Annotated in this window: 19 protein-coding genes and 1 pseudogene; 13 read left to right on the forward strand and 7 right to left on the reverse strand. The window is 71.4% G+C overall.

Annotated elements, in window-relative coordinates; genetic code table 11:
- Positions 1 to 71: 71 nt before the first annotated feature.
- The 4 genes from AVW11_RS32200 to AVW11_RS32215 all read right to left on the reverse strand — a co-directional run bounded on the left by AVW11_RS32200 (position 72) and on the right by AVW11_RS32215 (position 3,958).
- Complete coding sequence (locus tag AVW11_RS32200) at positions 72 to 1,061, reverse strand: COX15/CtaA family protein (RefSeq protein WP_079250883.1); 990 nt, start codon at positions 1,059 to 1,061, stop codon at positions 72 to 74.
- A gap of 4 nt (positions 1,062 to 1,065) precedes the next feature.
- Entirely contained in the window at positions 1,066 to 2,199 is a 1,134-nt protein-coding gene (locus tag AVW11_RS32205; protein WP_079250884.1) for a hypothetical protein, read from the reverse strand.
- 68 nt (positions 2,200 to 2,267) lie between these two features.
- Complete coding sequence (locus tag AVW11_RS32210) at positions 2,268 to 3,035, reverse strand: ABC transporter permease (protein ID WP_076046800.1); 768 nt, start codon at positions 3,033 to 3,035, stop codon at positions 2,268 to 2,270.
- Entirely contained in the window at positions 3,032 to 3,958 is a 927-nt protein-coding gene (locus tag AVW11_RS32215; protein WP_030846250.1) for an ABC transporter ATP-binding protein, read from the reverse strand. The genes AVW11_RS32210 and AVW11_RS32215 overlap by 4 nt, the downstream gene beginning before the upstream one ends.
- A gap of 346 nt (positions 3,959 to 4,304) precedes the next feature.
- Between AVW11_RS32215 and AVW11_RS32220 the strand changes: the two genes are divergently transcribed.
- The 10 genes from AVW11_RS32220 (at position 4,305) to AVW11_RS32265 (ending at position 11,921) form a co-directional block, all read left to right on the forward strand.
- Positions 4,305 to 5,066, forward strand: coding sequence for a helix-turn-helix transcriptional regulator (locus AVW11_RS32220; RefSeq protein ID WP_030846248.1), 762 nt, complete (start codon positions 4,305 to 4,307; stop codon positions 5,064 to 5,066).
- Positions 5,063 to 6,478, forward strand: a complete 1,416-nt coding sequence (gene sufB, locus AVW11_RS32225; protein ID WP_030846245.1) for a Fe-S cluster assembly protein SufB — start codon at positions 5,063 to 5,065, stop codon at positions 6,476 to 6,478. The genes AVW11_RS32220 and sufB overlap by 4 nt, the downstream gene beginning before the upstream one ends.
- Positions 6,479 to 6,552: 74 nt before the next feature.
- Positions 6,553 to 7,731 carry a Fe-S cluster assembly protein SufD gene (sufD, locus tag AVW11_RS32230; RefSeq protein WP_030846242.1) on the forward strand — a complete coding sequence of 393 codons (1,179 nt, stop codon included), beginning with the start codon at positions 6,553 to 6,555 and terminating at the stop codon, positions 7,729 to 7,731.
- Positions 7,731 to 8,048, forward strand: coding sequence for a bifunctional 3-phenylpropionate/cinnamic acid dioxygenase ferredoxin subunit (locus AVW11_RS32235; RefSeq protein WP_030027083.1), 318 nt, complete (start codon positions 7,731 to 7,733; stop codon positions 8,046 to 8,048). The genes sufD and AVW11_RS32235 overlap by 1 nt, the downstream gene beginning before the upstream one ends.
- A 7-nt stretch (positions 8,049 to 8,055) precedes the next feature.
- Positions 8,056 to 8,820 (forward strand): Fe-S cluster assembly ATPase SufC, encoded by a 765-nt coding sequence (sufC, locus tag AVW11_RS32240; protein WP_030027085.1) that lies wholly within the window; start codon positions 8,056 to 8,058, stop codon positions 8,818 to 8,820.
- A complete protein-coding gene (locus AVW11_RS32245) occupies positions 8,817 to 10,073 on the forward strand; it encodes a cysteine desulfurase (protein WP_030846237.1) in 1,257 nt (418 codons plus the stop codon). Before sufC ends, AVW11_RS32245 begins: the two co-directional genes overlap by 4 nt.
- A 22-nt stretch (positions 10,074 to 10,095) precedes the next feature.
- On the forward strand, positions 10,096 to 10,557 hold the full coding sequence (gene sufU / locus AVW11_RS32250) for a Fe-S cluster assembly sulfur transfer protein SufU (RefSeq protein ID WP_076046801.1): 462 nt from the start codon (positions 10,096 to 10,098) through the stop codon (positions 10,555 to 10,557).
- Positions 10,554 to 10,898, forward strand: a complete 345-nt coding sequence (locus tag AVW11_RS32255) for a metal-sulfur cluster assembly factor (RefSeq protein ID WP_030027092.1) — start codon at positions 10,554 to 10,556, stop codon at positions 10,896 to 10,898. The genes sufU and AVW11_RS32255 overlap by 4 nt, the downstream gene beginning before the upstream one ends.
- 136 nt (positions 10,899 to 11,034) lie before the next feature.
- On the forward strand, positions 11,035 to 11,355 hold the full coding sequence (locus AVW11_RS32260; RefSeq protein WP_030846229.1) for a DMT family transporter: 321 nt from the start codon (positions 11,035 to 11,037) through the stop codon (positions 11,353 to 11,355).
- A complete protein-coding gene (locus AVW11_RS32265; RefSeq protein ID WP_030846226.1) occupies positions 11,355 to 11,921 on the forward strand; it encodes a TetR/AcrR family transcriptional regulator in 567 nt (188 codons plus the stop codon). Before AVW11_RS32260 ends, AVW11_RS32265 begins: the two co-directional genes overlap by 1 nt.
- Before the next feature lie 40 nt (positions 11,922 to 11,961).
- Here AVW11_RS32265 and AVW11_RS32270 read toward each other — a convergent pair whose 3' ends face one another.
- Entirely contained in the window at positions 11,962 to 12,846 is an 885-nt protein-coding gene (locus AVW11_RS32270) for a winged helix-turn-helix transcriptional regulator (protein WP_030846222.1), read from the reverse strand.
- Positions 12,847 to 12,950: 104 nt separating this feature from the next.
- Between AVW11_RS32270 and AVW11_RS32275 the strand changes: the two genes are divergently transcribed.
- Entirely contained in the window at positions 12,951 to 14,180 is a 1,230-nt protein-coding gene (locus AVW11_RS32275; RefSeq protein WP_079250885.1) for an MFS transporter, read from the forward strand.
- Between the two features lie 9 nt (positions 14,181 to 14,189).
- Positions 14,190 to 15,170, forward strand: coding sequence for a 2,3,4,5-tetrahydropyridine-2,6-dicarboxylate N-succinyltransferase (gene dapD / locus AVW11_RS32280; protein ID WP_076046803.1), 981 nt, complete (start codon positions 14,190 to 14,192; stop codon positions 15,168 to 15,170).
- 270 nt (positions 15,171 to 15,440) lie between these two features.
- Here dapD and AVW11_RS32285 read toward each other — a convergent pair whose 3' ends face one another.
- Both AVW11_RS32285 and AVW11_RS32290 read right to left on the reverse strand, forming a co-directional pair.
- Positions 15,441 to 15,695, reverse strand: coding sequence for a hypothetical protein (locus tag AVW11_RS32285; protein WP_060180264.1), 255 nt, complete (start codon positions 15,693 to 15,695; stop codon positions 15,441 to 15,443).
- Between the two features lie 310 nt (positions 15,696 to 16,005).
- Positions 16,006 to 17,847, reverse strand: coding sequence for an endonuclease/exonuclease/phosphatase family protein (locus AVW11_RS32290; RefSeq protein WP_060180263.1), 1,842 nt, complete (start codon positions 17,845 to 17,847; stop codon positions 16,006 to 16,008).
- Between the two features lie 377 nt (positions 17,848 to 18,224).
- Between AVW11_RS32290 and AVW11_RS32295 the strand changes: the two are divergent.
- A pseudogene (locus AVW11_RS32295) lies at positions 18,225 to 18,642 on the forward strand (hypothetical protein); the annotation flags it as partial.

Consider the following 18,642-nt stretch of genomic DNA (forward strand, 5'->3'; position numbering starts at 1 on the left):
GGGCAACGCCCGCCGCGTCTACCGGCTGGACCGGCCGTGAGGGCCGGTCCCGAGCGGCCTGCGCGGCCGGCTCAGACGGTGGAGAGCCGGGCCTCGTCCGGCGCGGGGAGCCCCGCCTCGTCGGCCGGCCGCTCGCGCAGGCTCAGCGCGAGCCGGAGCACGGTGATCCACACCAGGCAGGAGCCGAGCATGTGCGCGGCGACCAGGAGTTCGGGCAGGTCGGTGAAGTACTGCACGTAGCCGATGCCGCCCTGGGCGATCAGCACGAGCAGCAGGTCGCGGGCGCGGGAGCGGGTGTCGACGGGGGCGTCGACCACGCGCAGCACCAGCCACATCGCGACGGCCAGCGCGCAGACCACCCAGGCGGCGATCGCGTGCACGTGCGCGGTGGCCTCCCAGTCGAACGGCATCCGCGTGATCTCGCTGCTGTCACCGGCGTGCGGGCCGGATCCGGTGACCACCGTGCCCGCGGCGATCAGGACGAGGGTGGTGGAGACCAGCGCCCACGACAGCTTGCGCACCGGGCCGGGGACGCGCGGGCGGGGAGCGGTGTCGCCCTCGCCGGCGCGCTGCCAGGTGATGGTCGTCACGGCGATCAGCGTGGTGGCGAGCAGGAAGTGCCCGGCCACGCTGTACGGGTTGAGGCCCGTCATGACGGTGATGCCGCCGAGCACGGCGTTGGCCATCACGACGGCGAACTGGACCCAGCCGAGCTTCGTGAGCGAGCGGCGCCAGGGCTCGGCCGAGCGGGCCGCGACGATCACCCAGCCGACGGCGGCGCTGAGTACGTACGTCAGCATCCGGTTGCCGAACTCGATGGCCCCGTGGATGCCCTGCTCCTGCGTCGCGATCAGGCTGTCGTCGGTGCACTTGGGCCAGGTGTCGCAGCCGAGACCGGATCCGGTCAGCCGCACCGCGCCGCCGGTGACGACGATGGCCACGCTCATGACGAGCGCGGCGAGCGCGGCCCGCCGGACGATCCGGGGTGACGGAGTCCAGCGGCTGGCGATGAATGCGAGGGGGTTCAACACGCCCCATATCGTAGGCGACCCCTTGTGCAAACTTTCACGAGGGGGTGGGGCGTGGTGCGTCCGGACCGGCGAGCAGCCGGAACCTGGCCCCCGCGGGGTCGCCCTCCTCGTGCCACCACAGGAGGACGCGCCAGTGCGCGGCGTCGCCCGGATAGTCCGGCGAGCTCGTGAAGCCGCGCACCAATTCGGCCCCTACGTCCTCTGCCGTCCGGTTCCGCACTTCTGTGGCGCTGTGCCAGGGGTGGGCAAGTGCGGTCCACAGTCCGTCAGGGCCGCGGACGTCGAAGCGCCACACCGCGAGCCACGGGGTGACCTCCAGCATCGTGCGCACCTGTTCGCCGCCGAGGTGCAGCCGGGCCGCGATCTCGGGCTCCTCCACCGACCGGATGCGGGCGGCCACCACGGCCCGGGGCAGCAGCCGCTCGGGCAGCAGCCCCCGCGTACGCAGCCCGACCAGTTCGTCGAAGGCCAGGTGGCGCAGGCGCAGTTCCAGCTGGCGGCCGATGTGGTCGAGGGCCTCCTCGGCGGCCTCGGCCTCCTGCGCGGCGGGATCGGCCAGGAGCAGCCGGCGGAAGTCGGACTCCGCGTCCACGGCCCAGGCGACCGCGTCCTCGGTGAGCCCCAGCTCCGCGAGGCGGTCCCCGAGGAACACCTTGGCCTGGGCGAGGCCCCGCCGGTTGACCGGATCCCGCTGGTCCAGTCCCGCCCACACCTCCACCGCGGTACGGGTCAGATCGCGGGCGCGCTCACCGGCGGCCCGCTCCATGGCGCTGGGGCCCCCGCCGGCGGCCGGCCCCAGGGGGTGCTTCGGCAGCCGGTCCGCGTCGCTCAGCGGCCAGGCCAGCCACACTCCGTGGTTGATCAGCCCGCGGGCGTACCAGCGGGCGTACTCCGGGGTGTGCCGGGCGGCGCGTTCGGAGCTGCGCAGGCCCTCCTCGATGGTGGCGAGCGCGCCCGCGCGGTCCCCCGCCGCGAACCGCAGGGCGGCCCGGTCGGCCAGGCGCAGCCCCAGCAGGGCGGTGCACTCGGGGTCGTCCGTCAGCAGGCGCAGGGCGCCGATCAGCTCGTCGAGGAGCCTCTCGTGCTCCGCCGGCCCCGCCTGCGCGGCCCCCGCCCGCACCCGCGCCCACCGGTCGTCCAGCCGAAGAACGGCCTCCCGCTGCACCATGTCCGCCCCCCGGCTTCATGTGTGGAGGCGCCCATCCTCGCGGCTGCGCCGTGGCGAGGGGAAGGGTTTCATTCCCAGCGGAAGAACCGCGCGGCGGCGCCCAGCCCGAGCACGGCCCAGGCCGCGAGGACGGCCGCGTCCCCCCACGGCAGTCCCGCTCCCTGCTGGAGCACCGCGCGCAGACCGTCGGACAGGGCCGAGATGGGCAGCAGTCCCAGGACGGACTGCGCGGCGCCGGGGAACTTCTCCATCGGCACGATCACCCCGCCGCCGACCAGCAGCAGCAGGAAGACCAGGTTGGCGGCGGCCAGGGTGGCCTCGGCCTTGAGCGTGCCCGCCATCAGCAGCCCGAGCCCCGAGAAGGCGGCGGTGCCCAGCAGGATGAGCGCGGCGACCGATAGCGGGTTCCCCTGCGGGGACCAGCCCAGCGCGAGGGCGATCGCCGTCAGCAGGGCGATCTGCAGCACCTCGGTGACCAGCACCGACAGGGTCTTGGCGGCCATCAGCGCCCAGCGCGGCAGCGGGGAGGCCCCGAGCCGCTTGAGGACCCCGTAGCGGCGGTCGAAGCCGGTGGCGATGGCCTGGCCGGTGAAGGCGGTGGACATCACGGCGAGGGCGAGGATGCCCGGGGCGAGGAAGTCCACCGGCTTGCCGGCGCCGGTGTCGACGATGTCCACGGCGGAGAACAGCATCAGCAGCAGCGCCGGGATGATCACGGTCAGCAGCAGCTGCTCGCCGTTGCGCAGCAGCATCCGGGTCTCCAGCGCCGTCTGGGCGAGGATCATGCGGGACACGGGCGCGGCCCCCGGGCGGGGGGTGAACGTGCCGGCGCTCATGCGCGCAACTCCTTGCCGGTCAGTTCGAGGAAGACGTCTTCGAGGGTGTGCCGCTCCACCGAGAGGCTGTCCGGCAGCACGCCGTTCTGCGCGCACCAGGAGGCGACGGTCGCCAGCAGCTGCGGGTCGACCTCGCCGGTCACCCGGTAGACGCCGGGGGCGGCCTCGGCCGCCTGGGTTCCGTCGGGCAGTGCCTTCAGCAGCGAGGCCAGGTCGAGGGAGGGGCGGCCGGTGAAGCGCAGGGTGTTCTCGGCGCCGCCCCGGCACAGCTGCTCGGGGCTGCCGTGGGCGATGACCCGGCCCGCGTCCACGATGGCGACCTCGTCCGCGAGCTGCTCGGCCTCGTCCATGTGGTGGGTGGTGAGGACGACGGTGACCCCGTCGGCGCGCAGTTCCCGTACGAGGTCCCAGGTGGCCCGGCGGGCCTGCGGGTCCAGGCCCGCGGTGGGCTCGTCGAGGAAGACCAGCTCGGGGCGGCCCACCACGGCCATGGCCAGGGCCAGGCGCTGCTGCTGGCCGCCGGAGAGCCGGCGGTAGGGGGTGCGGCCGCAGCCGCCGAGTCCCAGGCGCTCCACCAGCATGTCCGGGTCGAGCGGGTCGGCGTGGAGCTTGGCCGTGTGGCGCAGCATCTCGACGGCGCGCGCCCCGGAGTAGACGCCTCCGGACTGGAGCATCACGCCGATCCGCGGGCGCAGCGCCTCGGCCCGGGCGACGGGGTCGAGGCCGAGGACGCGGACGGTTCCGGCGTCGGGGCGGTGGAAGCCCTCGCAGGTCTCGACCGTGGTCGTCTTGCCCGCGCCGTTGGGACCGAGGACCGCGGTGACGGAGCCCGAGCGGACGGTGAGGTCCAGTCCGTCCACCGCCGTCTTGGCGCCGTACCGCTTCACCAGTCCGCGGATCTCCACGGCGGGGTCGTTGCTCATGGTGGGTGAGTCTACGGAGCTGGGGGGAGGGTCCCGGGCCGAGGGCGGGCCATGCGGACACCCGGTCGCGGAAATGGCTTTTTTCAGTCCGGTGGTCCCGTACGGCCCATCCGGTTTCGGTGATCTCTCGCCGCACCCGGTGTGCGGGGCGCCGGGGCCGCTGTGGCCGCATGAGTGCTGGTGGGAGCGTTGTGTCCGGCGGAGGCAGGGGGTGGGGGGTGAGCGGAAGCGAGCCCTCCGGATAACTCTCCGTAGATAGATTAGGTAACCCTTAGTGATGGAGGCCACCAGGCGTGGCGTCCGTCACGGCTTGTCCGGGCTCGGTTAATTACGCAACAATGGCGTTGTGAAATACGGCGAACGGCAGAACGAGGCCCCCCAGGGGGAGCTCACCACCGGGGAGCGGTCAACCCGCAACCGGGTGGCGCGCTCGATCCTGGACCACGGCCCGTCCACCGTCGCCGACCTCGCCCAGCGCCTCGGCCTCACCCAGGCCGCCGTCCGCCGCCACCTCGACACCCTCGTCGCCGACGACGTGGTCGAAGCCCGTGAGCAGCGCGTGTACGGAGCGCGGACGCGCGGTCGGCCCGCCAAGGTCTTCGCGCTCACCGACTGCGGCCGCGACGCCTTCGACCAGTCCTACGACACGCTCGCCGCGGACGCCCTGCGCTGGATCGCGCAGTCCGTCGGCGGCGGCGAGCAGGGCGAGGCGGCCGTCGCCGCCTTCGCCAGGGCGCGGATGGAGTCGCAGGCGCAGACCTACCGGGAGGCCGTCGAGGCGGCCGCCCCCGAGGGCCGCACGGAGGCCCTTGCCAAGGCGTTGACGCAGGACGGGTACGCTGCTACGGCGAAGAGCGCTCCCGGTCCGCACAGCGGTGAACAGCTCTGCCAGCACCACTGCCCGGTCGCCCACGTGGCCGAGCAGTTCCCGCAGCTCTGCGAGGCGGAGACCGAGGTCTTCTCCCGCCTGCTCGGGACGCACGTGCAGCGCCTCGCCACGATCGCCCATGGCGACGGAGTGTGCACGACGTTCATTCCGCGAAGCGCGGGCACCACACAGACCGACACATCAGTATCTGCAAGTACGGCCGGGAGGAACCCCGCATGACCACGGAGACTGCTCACCCTGAGCTCGATGGCCTGGGCACCTATGAATACGGCTGGGCCGACTCCGACGCGGCCGGTGCCGCTGCCAAGCGGGGTCTGTCCGAGGACGTCGTCCGCGACATCTCGGCGAAGAAGTCCGAGCCGGAGTGGATGCTGAACCTCCGCCTCAAGGGCCTGAAGCTCTTCGGCAAGAAGCCCATGCCGATGTGGGGCTCCGACCTCTCGGGCATCGACTTCGACAACATCAAGTACTTCGTGCGCTCCACCGAGAAGCAGGCCGCTTCCTGGGAGGACCTGCCCGAGGACATCAAGAACACCTACGACAAGCTCGGCATCCCGGAGGCGGAGAAGCAGCGCCTCGTCGCCGGTGTCGCGGCGCAGTACGAGTCCGAGGTCGTCTACCACCAGATCCGTGAGGACCTGGAGGAGCAGGGCGTGATCTTCCTCGACACGGACACCGCGCTCAAGGAGCACCCGGAGCTCTTCCAGGAGTACTTCGGCACGGTCATCCCGGTCGGCGACAACAAGTTCGCGTCGCTGAACACCGCGGTGTGGTCCGGCGGCTCGTTCATCTACGTCCCCAAGGGTGTCCACGTGGACATCCCGCTCCAGGCCTACTTCCGCATCAACACGGAGAACATGGGCCAGTTCGAGCGGACGCTGATCATCGTCGACGAGGACGCCTACGTCCACTACGTCGAGGGCTGCACCGCCCCGATCTACTCCTCGGACTCGCTGCACAGCGCCGTCGTCGAGATCATCGTCAAGAAGGGCGGCCGCTGCCGCTACACGACGATCCAGAACTGGTCGAACAACGTCTACAACCTGGTCACCAAGCGCGCCGTGGCGTACGAGGGCGCGACCATGGAGTGGATCGACGGCAACATCGGTTCCAAGGTCACCATGAAGTACCCGGCCGTCTACCTGATGGGCGAGCACGCCAAGGGCGAGACCCTGTCCATCGCCTTCGCGGGCGAGGGCCAGCACCAGGACGCCGGCTCCAAGATGGTCCACATGGCGCCGAACACCTCCTCGAACATCGTCTCCAAGTCGGTGGCCCGTGGCGGTGGCCGCACCTCCTACCGCGGCCTGGTCGAGATCGGCGAGGGCGCCGCCGGCTCCAAGTCCAACGTGCTGTGCGACGCGCTGCTCGTGGACACGATCTCCCGCTCGGACACGTACCCGTACGTGGACGTCCGCGAGGACGACGTGACGATGGGCCACGAGGCCACCGTCTCCAAGGTCTCCGACGACCAGCTCTTCTACCTGATGCAGCGCGGCCTCACCGAGTTCGAGGCCATGGCCATGATCGTGCGCGGCTTCGTCGAGCCGATCGCGAAGGAGCTGCCCATGGAGTACGCGCTGGAGCTCAACCGGCTGATCGAGCTGCAGATGGAGGGTTCGGTCGGCTAGTCCGACCGCCCCGCCCGCAGCACATCCACAGACGCAGACCTGCTTCTTTTAAGAGAGCGAGCAAGACGACAGCCATGGCTGAGGCTCAGAACATTCCGGCGGGCTCCACCACCGCCGGCGCGATCGCGGTGGCCGCCGAGTCCACCGTCGCCACCCGGATGAGCGCGCCCCCGTCCTTCGACGTGGCCGACTTCCCGGTCCCGCACGGCCGCGAGGAGGAGTGGCGCTTCACGCCGCTCGCCCGCCTCAAGGGCCTGCACGACGGCACCGCTGTCGCGGACGGCACCATGAAGGCCCAGATCGACGCGCCCGAGGGCGTGAGCGTCGAGTCGGTGGAGCGCGGCGACGAGCGGATCGGCAAGGCCGGCACGCCCGTCGACCGGGTCGCCGCGCAGGCCTTCTCCTCCTTCGCCAAGGCCACGGTCATCACCGTGCCCAAGGAGACCGTGCTCGCCGAGCCCATCCGGGTCGCCCTGCACGGCGAGGGCGGCACGACCTTCGGCCACACCGTCTTCGACGTGAAGCCCTTCGCCGAGGCGATCATCGTGATCGACCACACCGGTGACGGCGTGCGCGCCGCCAACGTGGACATCCTCGTCGGCGACGGCGCCAAGGTGACCTTCGTGTCCGTCCAGGACTGGGACGACACCGCGGTCCACACCTCGCAGCACAACGCCCTCATCGGCCGCGACGCGAGCTTCAAGTCCGTCGTCGTCACCTTCGGCGGCGACCTCGTCCGCCTGCACCCGCGCGTCACCTACGCGGGCCCCGGCGGCGAGTCCGAGATGCTCGGCCTGTACTTCACGGACGCCGGCCAGCACCAGGAGCACCGCCTCCTGGTCACGCACGACGCGCCGCACTGCAAGTCGAACGTGGTCTACAAGGGCGCGCTGCAGGGCCAGGACGCCCACGCCGTCTGGATCGGCGACGTGCTCATCGAGAAGAGCGCCGAGGGCACCGACACCTACGAGATGAACCGCAACCTCGTCCTCACGGACGGCGCGCGGGTCGACTCCGTGCCGAACCTGGAGATCGAGACCGGCGAGATCGTCGGCGCCGGCCACGCCTCCGCGACCGGCCGCTTCGACGACGAGCAGCTCTTCTACCTGCAGGCCCGCGGCATCCCGGCCGACGAGGCCCGCCGCCTGGTCGTCCGCGGCTTCTTCGCAGAGCTCGTCCAGCAGATCGGTGTCGACGACATCGAGGAGCGCCTGATCTCCAAGATCGAGGCCGAGCTCCAGGGTTCCGTCTGATGAACTACGTCAAGGCCTGCGCGCTGAGCGAGCTGGAGGAGAACACCCCCAAGCGGGTGGAACTCGACGGCACGCCGGTGTCCATCGTCTCCACCGACGGGGAGGTGTTCGCCATCAACGACATCTGCTCGCACGCGAACGTCTCGCTCTCGGAGGGCGAGGTCGAGGACTGCATGATCGAGTGCTGGCTGCACGGGTCGGCCTTCGACCTGCGCACCGGCAAGCCCTCCGGTCTGCCCGCGACGCGCCCCGTCCCCGTATACCCCGTAAAGATCGAAGGGGACGACGTGCTCGTCTCCCTCACCCAGGAGTCCTGAGGTATCCATGGCAACGCTTGAAATCCACGACCTGCACGTCTCCGTCGAGGCCGAGAACGGCGCCCGCGAGATCCTCAAGGGCGTCGACCTCACCGTCAAGCAGGGTGAGACGCACGCCATCATGGGTCCGAACGGCTCCGGGAAGTCCACGCTGGCGTACTCGCTGGCCGGCCACCCGAAGTACACGATCACCGGCGGCACCGTCACCCTCGACGGCGAGGACGTCCTGGAGATGTCCGTCGACGAGCGCGCCCGCGCCGGCGTCTTCCTCGCCATGCAGTACCCGGTCGAGGTCCCCGGCGTCTCGGTCTCCAACTTCCTGCGCACCTCCGCCACCGCCATCCGCGGCGAGGCCCCCAAGCTGCGCACCTGGGTGAAGGAGGTCAAGTCCGCGATGGAGCAGCTCCAGATGGACCCGGCCTTCGCCGAGCGCAACGTCAACGAGGGCTTCTCCGGCGGTGAGAAGAAGCGCCACGAGATCCTCCAGCTGGAGCTCCTCAAGCCGAAGATCGCGATCCTCGACGAGACCGACTCCGGCCTCGACGTCGACGCCCTGCGCATCGTCTCCGAGGGCGTCAACCGCGTCCGCGAGAGCGGTGAGGTCGGCACCCTGCTGATCACCCACTACACGCGCATCCTGCGCTACATCAAGCCCGACTTCGTGCACGTGTTCGCGAACGGCCGCATCGCCGAGTCCGGCGGCGCCGAGCTCGCCGACCAGCTGGAGAACGAGGGCTACGACAAGTACGTGAAGGGTGGCGCGACCGCGTGACACAGCTGCCTGGCCTCCTCGACATCGAGGCGATCCGCAAGGACTTCCCCCTGCTGGATCGTGTGGTCCACGACGGGAAGAAGATCGTTTACCTGGACAACGCTGCGACCTCGCAGAAGCCGCGCCAGGTGCTCGACGCGCTGAACGAGTACTACGAGCAGCACAACGCGAACGTCCACCGCGGCGTGCACGTGCTCGCAGAGGAGGCCACGGCGCTGTACGAGGGCGCCCGCGACAAGGTCGCCGCCTTCATCAACGCGCCGAGCCGCGACGAGGTGATCTTCACCAAGAACGCCTCGGAGTCGCTCAACCTCGTCGCGAACATGCTCGGCTGGGCGGACGAGCCCTACCGGGTCGACCGCGAGACCGAGATCGCCATCACGGAGATGGAGCACCACTCCAACATCGTGCCGTGGCAGCTGCTCGCGCAGCGCACCGGCGCCAAGCTGAAGTGGTTCGGCCTCACCGACGACGGCCGGCTCGACCTGTCCGACATCGAAGAGGTCATCACGGAGAAGACGAAGATCGTCTCCTTCACGCTGGTCTCCAACATCATGGGCACGGTCAACCCGGTCGAGGCGATCGTCCGGCGCGCCCAGGACGTCGGCGCGCTGGTGCTGATCGACGCCTCCCAGGCCGCTCCGCACATGCCGCTGGACGTGCAGGCGCTCGGCGCCGACTTCGTGGCCTTCACCGGCCACAAGATGTGCGGCCCGACCGGCATCGGCGTCCTGTGGGGCCGCCAGGAGCTCCTGGAGGACCTGCCTCCGTTCCTCGGCGGCGGCGAGATGATCGAGACCGTGTCGATGCACGCCTCGACCTACGCCCCGGCGCCGCACAAGTTCGAGGCCGGTACGCCTCCGATCGCCCAGGCCGTCGGCCTCGGCGCGGCTGTGGACTACCTGACCTCGATCGGCATGGACAAGATCGCCGCGCACGAGCACGCGATCACCGAGTACGCGATCAAGCGCCTCGCCGAGGTGCCGGACCTGCGGATCATCGGCCCGACCACGGCCGAGGACCGCGGAGCCGCGATCTCCTTCGTGCTCGGCGACATCCACCCGCACGACGTCGGCCAGGTCCTGGACGAGCAGGGCATCGCGGTCCGCGTGGGACACCACTGCGCGCGCCCCGTCTGCCTGCGCTACGGAATTCCGGCGACGACGCGAGCGTCTTTCTACCTGTACTCCTCTCCGGCCGACGTCGACGCACTGGTCGACGGGCTGGAGCACGTACGGAACTTCTTCGGCTGACGGACGAGGCGACGAGGACGCAGTGAAGCTGGATTCGATGTACCAGGAACTGATCCTGGACCACTACAAGCACCCGCACGGGCGTGGCCTGCGTGACGGCGACGCCGAGGTGCACCACGTCAACCCGACCTGCGGCGACGAGATCACGCTGCGCGTGAAGTACGACGGTGAGAAGCTGACGGATGTCAGCTACGAGGGCCAGGGCTGCTCCATCAGCCAGGCCAGCGCCTCCGTGCTGAACGAGCTGCTCGTGGGCAAGGAACTGGCCGAGGCGCAGAAGATCCAGGCGGCGTTCCTGGAGATGATGCAGTCCAAGGGCAAGATCGAGCCCGACGAGGCCATGGAGGAGGTGCTGGAGGACGCGGTCGCGTTCGTCGGCGTCTCCAAGTACCCGGCCCGTGTGAAGTGCGCCCTGCTCAGCTGGATGGCGTGGAAGGACGCGACCGCCCAGGCCCTGGGCGACGCGGAGAGGAAGACGGCATGACCGAGAACGCGACGCCCGAGGCGTCGACCAAGCCGGCCACCGAGGAAGAGGTCCGCGAGGCCCTCTACGACGTGGTCGACCCCGAGCTGGGCATCGACGTCGTCAACCTGGGCCTGATCTACGGCATCCACATCGACGACGCGAACATCGCCACCCTCGACATGACGCTGACCTCGGCGGCCTGCCCGCTGACGGACGTCATCGAGGACCAGGCGAAGTCGGCGACGGACGGCATCGTCAACGAACTCCGGATCAACTGGGTCTGGATGCCGCCGTGGGGCCCGGACAAGATCACGGACGACGGCCGTGAGCAGCTCCGCGCGCTCGGCTTCAACGTCTGACCATCTGCGCTCGCAGGAGGGCCCCCGGCACGGTCGTGCCGGGGGCCCTCGCTGTTCTCGTGGGTGCGAGCCGGGCGCGGGCGCGCGGCGCAACTCGTGTGTACGGGTGTACGCATCGCTGTGTACTCTCGTACGCATGCCCTATGTCCTGCTCGCCGCAGCCATCGCCGCCGAGGTCGCCGGCACCACCGCCATGAAGTACAGCGACGGCTTCACGAAGCTGTGGCCCTCCCTCGGCACCCTGCTGGGATACGCCATAGCCTTCACCCTCCTCGCGCAGACGCTGAAGACCATGTCGGTCGGCACGGCCTACGCGATATGGGCCGGCGTCGGCACCGCGGCCATCGCCGCGATCGGCATGGTGTTCCTGGGGGAGGCGGCCACCGCCGCGAAGATCGCCGGGATCGCCCTGGTGATCGGCGGGGTGGTGCTGCTGAACCTGGGCGGGGCGCACTGATGCCGCAGGGTGTGCGGCGCTACGACCCGGACCGGCGCCAGCGGATCATCGACGCCGCGATCCGGGTGGTCGGCGCCAAGGGCATCGCCGGACTGAGCCACCGCAGCGCGGCCGCCGAGGCCGACGTACCGCTGGGCTCGACGACGTACCACTTCAAGACGCTGGACGACCTGCTGGTCGCGGCGCTGCGGCAGGCCAACGAGGGCTTCGCGCAGGCGGTGGCGGACGCGCCGGCGCTGGCCGATCCGGACGCGGACCTCGCCGGGGCGCTGGCCCGCCTCCTGGGCGACTTCCTGGCGGCGGACCGGGGCCGGGTGGAGCTGGAGTACGAGCTCTACCTCGCGGCACTGCGCCGCCCGGCCCTGCGGCCGGTCGCCGCCGAGTGGTGCGAGGCCGCGTCCGAGGCGCTGATCCCGCGGACCGACCCGGTCACGGCCCGGGCGCTGGTGGCCGTGATGGACGGCATCAGCCTCCAGGTCCTGCTGACGGACGCCGAGTACGACGAGTCGTACGCCCGGGAGATCCTGGCCCGGGTCCTGGGGGGCCGGGCCGGGTCCGGGGCGTAGCACCGGCCGCCCGGGCAGGGCGGGGCTTTGCGGGCGAGCCTCAGGCCGTGGAGGCGGCGGCGCGGACCGCCGTGAGGGCCGTCCGTACGCTCGCCTCGATGTCGCGGATCGGGTAGATCACCTCGCGCACCGTGCGGTCGCGGTCGATGACGAGGGTCAGCCGCTTGATCCGGCTCACGCCCGCCGCGCGGAACGTCGGCAGCCGCAGCGCGGCCGTCAGCGCCAGGTCGGCGTCCGAGAGGAGCGGGAAGCGCAGCCGCTCCTGCTCCGCGAACTCCCGCTGTTCGTCGGGGCGCTGGGTCGAGACGCCGTGCACGGTGGCGCCGGCCGCTGTGAATTCGGCCAGCTGGTCGCGGTACGTGCACGACTCGAACGTGCAGCCCTTGGCGCCCGGGATCCCGGCCCAGCCGGGCGGATAGGACTCGGCCCGCGCATAGGCGCCGGGGAAGAAGTACAGGACCGTGAACGGGGTGTCCGCCACCGGGTCGCCGGTCCCGCCGAAACGGTCCGGCAGCAGCAGCGGCGGCACCCGCGTGCCCCGCAGCGCGTGCACCCGCTCCGCCTCGCGCGATGCCTCGTCGGCCGTGGCCGTCATCTCTCCCTCTCCCAGGATCCAGGTGTCGCCCCAGTCCTGGAGGGCCACCAGGACGGGCAGCAGTCCCCGCCCGCGCGGGGTCAGCCGGTACTCGTGCCGCACCGGACGTTCCTGGTACGGCTCGCGCGACAACACCCCGGCCTCGACGAGCAGCTTCAGCCGCTCCGCGAGCACCTTGCGGGACATGCCCAGCTCGCGCTGGAGCGCGTCGAAGCGGTGCAGGCCGCGCGCCGCGTCGCGCACGATCAGCAGCGTCCACCAGTCGCCCACCACATCGAGGGCCTGGGCGATGGCGCAGTCCGCGTCGCCGAGGTGTGTGCGCTGGGCCATGGGAACTCCTTTGTCCGTTGACCCAAGGCTGTCATGCTGACATAGTCCGTTCCCAAAAGGAACTAACTCATCGGTCGAGCGTGGAAGCGGGGGGCACGGGTGTGCTGCAGGGGTTCAAGGACATACCGAGGGTCGTGTGGCTGCTGGCTGCGGGGGTGTTCGTCAACGCCGTCGTCAGCTTCACCTTCGTCTTCGTCTTCCTCTACCTGACCGGCCCGCGCGGACTCGGCGCCGCGCAGGCCGGCCTCGTCACCGGCATCGGCGGAATCGGCCTGGTCGCGGGCAACTTCACCGGCGGCTGGTACGGCGACCGCTTCGGCCACCGCCGGGTGCTCCTGGCCGCCGCCACCCTGGGCGGGCTGACCCTCATGGCCTTCCCTCTGCTGCCCGCGCCCCTCCTCTTCGCGGCCATCCCGGTGGCCCAGTACGCCTCCGGCGTGATCCGGGCCGCCAACTCCGCGCTGGTCGCGGTCACCGTCCCGGAGGGAGGCCGCCGCCAGGCCTTCGCCGTCGTACGGTGCGTGTCCAACGGCGGCTTCACCCTGGGTCCCCCGCTGGGCGCCCTGATCGCGACCGGGCTGTCGTACGACTGGCTGTTCGTCGCCGACGGCGTCGGGACCCTCTTCTTCGCCCTCTGGACCGCCCGCGTCGTCCCGGCGCGCGGTGCCTCCCGCAGGACCTCCGCGGTCCCGGACGGGGGCCGGGGGCGCGGAATCACCGCTGAACTGCGGGCCCGGCCGGCCCTGTTGGTGGTGCTCGGCGCGATCCTTGTGACCGACGCCGTCTACCGCCAGCAGTACTCCACCTTCGCCGTCTTCCTCACCGACCAGGGCCTGGACCCGCGCGTCTTCGGGCTCGTCATCGCCCTCAACGGCGGGGTGATCCTGCTGCTGGAGCTGCCCGCCGCCGTCGCGCTGCGCGAGCGTCCGGCGCTGCCGGTGATCGGCACCGGGCTGGTGCTGGTCGGGGCCGGGTACGCGGCGCTGCTGTTCGGAGCGGGGATCGCGAGCGCCGTGGTGATGATGGTGCTGCTGAGCCTCGGCGAGATCCTCTACAAGACCACCGCCACCGCCTACGTAGCCGACGAGGCGCCCGAGCACGCCGTCGGGCGCTTCCAGAGCCTGTACGCCGGGATCTCGGTCAGCGGGGTCGTCATCGGCCCGCCGCTGGGCGGAGCGCTGTACTCGGCCGCGCCCGGGCTGCTGTGGCCCTTGTGCGCCGCCCTCGCGGCGACGGCGGGTGCGGCGGTGCTGTGGGCCTGGGCGCGGCAGCGGCGACACGCGGCCCGACCGGCACATGAGACCGGTTCGCAACCTCAAGCCGTCGCCGGTTAGGTTTCGGGCATGACTGCTACGCGTACCACCGGCGCCGTCGCCGCCGGACTTGCCACCATCACCTCCGACGGCACCGTCCTCGACACCTGGTTCCCCGCCCCCGAGCTGGTCGCCGAGCCCGGCCCGGCCGGCACCGAGCGCCTCACCGCCGAGCAGGCCGTGGAGTCCCTCGGCGCCGCCGCGGCCAAGGCGATCCGTAACGACGCGGTCCGCGGCGTCGAGGTCGTGGCCGTCCGCACGGTCATCGCCTCCCTGGAGGACAAGCCGCTGGACGCGCACGACGCGTACCTGCGCCTGCACCTGCTCAGCCACCGCCTGGTCAAGCCGCACGGCCAGAACCTCGACGGCGTCTTCGGCCTGCTGACCAACGTCGCGTGGACCTCGCTGGGCCCGGTCGCCGTCGACCAGGTCGAGACCGTCCGCCTCAACGCCCGCGCCGAGGGCCTGCACCTCCAGGTCACCTCGATCGACAAGTTCCCGCGGATGACCGACTACGTCGCCCCCAAGGGCGTGCGCATCGCCGACGCGGACCGCGTCCGCCTCGGCGCGCACCTCGCCGAGGGCACCACCGTCATGCACGAGGGCTTCGTCAACTTCAACGCCGGCACCCTCGGCACCTCCATGGTCGAGGGCCGCATCTCCGCGGGCGTCGTCGTCGGCGACGGCTCCGACATCGGCGGCGGCGCCTCCACCATGGGCACCCTCTCGGGCGGCGGCAAGCAGATCATCTCGATCGGCGAGCGCACCCTGGTCGGCGCCGAGGCGGGCATCGGCATCGCCCTCGGCAACGAATGCGTCGTCGAGGCCGGCCTGTACGTCACCGCGGGCACCCGCGTCACCCTGCCGGACGGCCAGATCGTCAAGGCCCTGGAGCTCTCCGGCGCCGACAACATCCTCTTCCGCCGCAACTCGGTGACCGGCGCCGTCGAGGCCCGCCCGTACAAGGCGAACTGGGGCGGCCTGAACGAGGTCCTGCACAGCCACAACTGACGGTCCGCTCCGCCCGCCGGGCGCCCTCCCGGACCCCCGCGGTCCGCGGGGCGTCCGCGGGGCGGAGCGGCCCGCCCGGGGGGCCGAGTCCGGCCGTCGTGCGCTCGCTGCGGGTGATGACGGCGAGGCCGCCGACGACGAGGCGGGTGTGCGCGGCGCCGCACACGGGCGGTCCCGGGCACGTGCCGATGCCGATGAGCAGCGTGCTGACCGCATCCTCGGGCTGCCGGGCGCGCCGGCGGGCGGGGGAGCTCCGGGTGCCGGGGGCGCTCAGTGCAGGGGGAGCGTGCGGATCAGGCCCGCGAAGGCCTGTTCCTCCGCCTCCGTCAGCTGGACCGACTCCATCGGGTGCGCGGCGCGGGTGCGCTGGCCCGGGATCATCGGCAGGGCCTCGGGGGCACCGGGCTCCGGCCGGGGGAAGCGGCTGTCCCACAGCATGTGGCCCAGGCCCGCCACCCAGACGAGCGCTGCCACGAACAGGACGGCGAGGCCGATTTCCTGGGCGAGGGAGATCGAGGGGAACACCAGGATCCTCCAGGGGGGCGGTCGGTGCGTGCCGGGACAAGATCGGGCGTGCAGACACTCAACACCACAACCGGTCGATTCGGTGGAGATGTGGCGAGCGTCACGCCAGGGTCGAAAGTCCCCATCTTGCCCGGGGCCTGCCCGTCACGGCCGAGCCGCGCGCGCGGGCCCGCTCGGCAGCCGGCCGCATCAGCTCCGCGCCCAGTCCCTCGCCCGCCGGTCCGTGGCGACGCGGAAGACCATGACGGGATGGCGGCAGGGGGCCCGGCCGGGACGGCGGCCGGACCCCCTGCGGCTCCTGCCCCGGGGACTACGGGCGGAAGCGCAGCACCTGCGGGTCGTGGTCGCTGTTCTGGGCGGCGAACTCCGCGTTGATGTGCACGCTGTCGTACGTGAACTTCTTGATCGCCGGGCTGGTCAGAATCTGGTCCAGCACCTGCGCGTTGCCCTGGTAGACGTACGAGTAGCGCTCGGCCTTCGGCAGCGACTTGATCGCCGGGTACAGCGCCCCGCCGTCCGCCAGCGCGTCCGTGGTCGCGGAGAACTCGAAGTCGTTGATGTCGCCGAGGACGAGGACGTTGGCGTTCTTGTCCTCGGCCAGGATCTGCTTCACGAAGCCGTTCACGGCCTGCGCCTGGAGCAGCCGCTTGGCCTCCGAGGAACGCAGCGGCGGCTGGTGGTGCGAGGTCAGGGCCTCGTCGCCGCCCTTCGAGCCGAAGTGGTTGGCGATCACGAAGACCGTCTTGCCGCGGAAGGTGAACTCGCCGGCCAGCGGCTTGCGGCTGTCGGCCCACGCCGGGTTCGCCGGGTCCACGCGGCCGGGGGAGTGGGTCAGGTGGGTCTTGCCGTTCTCCGTGACGACGCCCGTCGCCGTCACCGCGTCACCCGGGGCGCGCTCGGTGAAGGAGACCCGCGCCGGGTTGAAGAGGAACACCTGGCGGATGTTGCCGCCGGGCTCGCCCCCGTCCTTCTTGTCCTCGGGGTTGACGGTCCGCCACTGGTAGGCCGGGCCGCCCGCCGCCGCGATGGCCGCGGTGAACTTGGTGAGGGTCTGCTCCGCGGAGACGGTGCCGTCGTTCTTGGCGCCGTTGTCGTCCTGGATCTCCTCCAGGGCGAGGATGTCGGGGGAGGCGAGGTTCTCGACGACGGCCTTGGCCAGCGCGTCGAACTTCTCCTGCGGGTCCGTCGGGTCGAGGTTCTCGACGTTGTACGTGGCGACCGCGAGCTCCTGCTCGGCCTGCGGCTTGGTCTTCTCGGGGGCGATGGTGCCCGCCTTGACGGCGCCGAGGGTGCGGGCCACCAGCGTGTAGCCGCCGAACTGGTTGAAGTCCATGGGGCCTTCGGTGACGCCGGTCAGCTTGTCGCCGACGTTGGCCACGGGGAAGGGCTGCTGCGCGAGCGGCGCGAGCTGCTGGATCTTCAGGCGGCCGGTGTTCTGGGACTCGTAGGAGCCGTAGACGGTGCCGCCGCGCCTGGCGGCGTTCTCCCAGCCCTTGACCGTGACCCACAGCTCCGCGTGCGGGGTGGTGGCGCCGACCACGCGCGAGGTGCCGATCTTGACGTTCATGCCCTCGAGGGACTCGTAGAAGTCCAGGGCGTAGCGCGCGGGCTCCAGCGTCAGGCCGTTGATGCTGCCGCCGGCGGCCGGGTCGCCGGCCGGGGTGTACTCGGCGGGCACCGTGTACTCGTTGACCGCGGCGGCCTCGGGCAGCGCGTTGCCGGAGGAGACCACGGTGACGGTCGGCTTGGAGATCTGGGTCACCGACTGGTTGCCGGAGTTCACGCCGCCGGGGATGTACTCGCCGACGGTGCCGGAGACCTTGACCGCGTCGCCCACGGCGACGGTCGGGACCGAGCTGGTGAAGACGAAGACGCCCTCGCTCGTCGCGGCGTCGTCGTCGGCGTCGGGGTCCTGGATCCAGAAGCCGCGCGAGCCGTAGGTCCGCACGCCCGTCACGATGCCCTCGACGTCGGAGACCTGCTTGCCGTTGAGCGGGGATATCCGAGTGGTGCCCTGGATGTCGTGGATGCGTACCGGGTCGGCGGACGCCGCGCCCTCGGCCGCGTCGGCGGAGCCCGCGAGCAGGCCGGTGGCCAGCGCGGTGGCGACGAGGGCCGCGACGGCGGCGGAGCGGGGATGCGAGGAGCGCATGGTCAGGAAACTCCGGTGTGGGAGAGGGGCAAGGAGAGGCTGCGAACAGCGAGATCTGCGGGGGGATGGTCAGCCCCCAAACGTCTACGCGCGTCAATTTCCTGTGTTGCCAGCAAAGTTGTCAAGCCCTCCAGAGGAGACGGCAGCTGACTGTGGGATGAACCAAAGGCGATGGCCCCTCGGGTGCGCCCGATATGCGTCTACGCTGGGTCGCCGTACGACGGCCACACCTGTCATCTGCGCCACATCGGCCATGTCCGCACTGCCCCGTCATGTCGGCCATGTCGCCGGTTTTCGGGCACGTATGACGGTCCGGCCGCCGGGCCGGACCGTCACGGCCCGCCCGTCACCACCGCGTCCGCGAGGAGAGCCTCCCCATGTCCGCTGAGTCGCACCCCACACTGCCGCCGGTACGGCTGCACTCCGATGCGGAGCTGGCGCGCGACGCCCTCGGCGCCCCGCTGTTCGCGCGCGCCGTACGGCTGGCCCGCTGGGCCGGGCCCGAAACCCGCGTCGGCGTCGGCGGCGAACTGGCGGCCGACCAGCTTCCCGGAGCCGCCGCCCACCTCGGCCTCGACGCGGACGACAAGGACGCCGCCGGGTACGCCGGCCAGGCCTGGCGGGTGGCCGTGGACACCGGTCTGGTGGACGTGACCGAGCCGGAGGAGGACACCGGTGCGGGGGGCGCCGGGGAGGCGGGCGGGGAGCCGTACGGCACGGCCGCGCCCGGCGAGGACCTGGCGCTGGTGACGGGCGGGGCGCCTGCCGATGTCCTCGGCCTGTGGCGGGGGGGCC

The sequence above is a fragment of the Streptomyces amritsarensis genome, assembly GCF_001953875.1.
Taxonomy (GTDB): domain Bacteria; phylum Actinomycetota; class Actinomycetes; order Streptomycetales; family Streptomycetaceae; genus Streptomyces; species Streptomyces amritsarensis.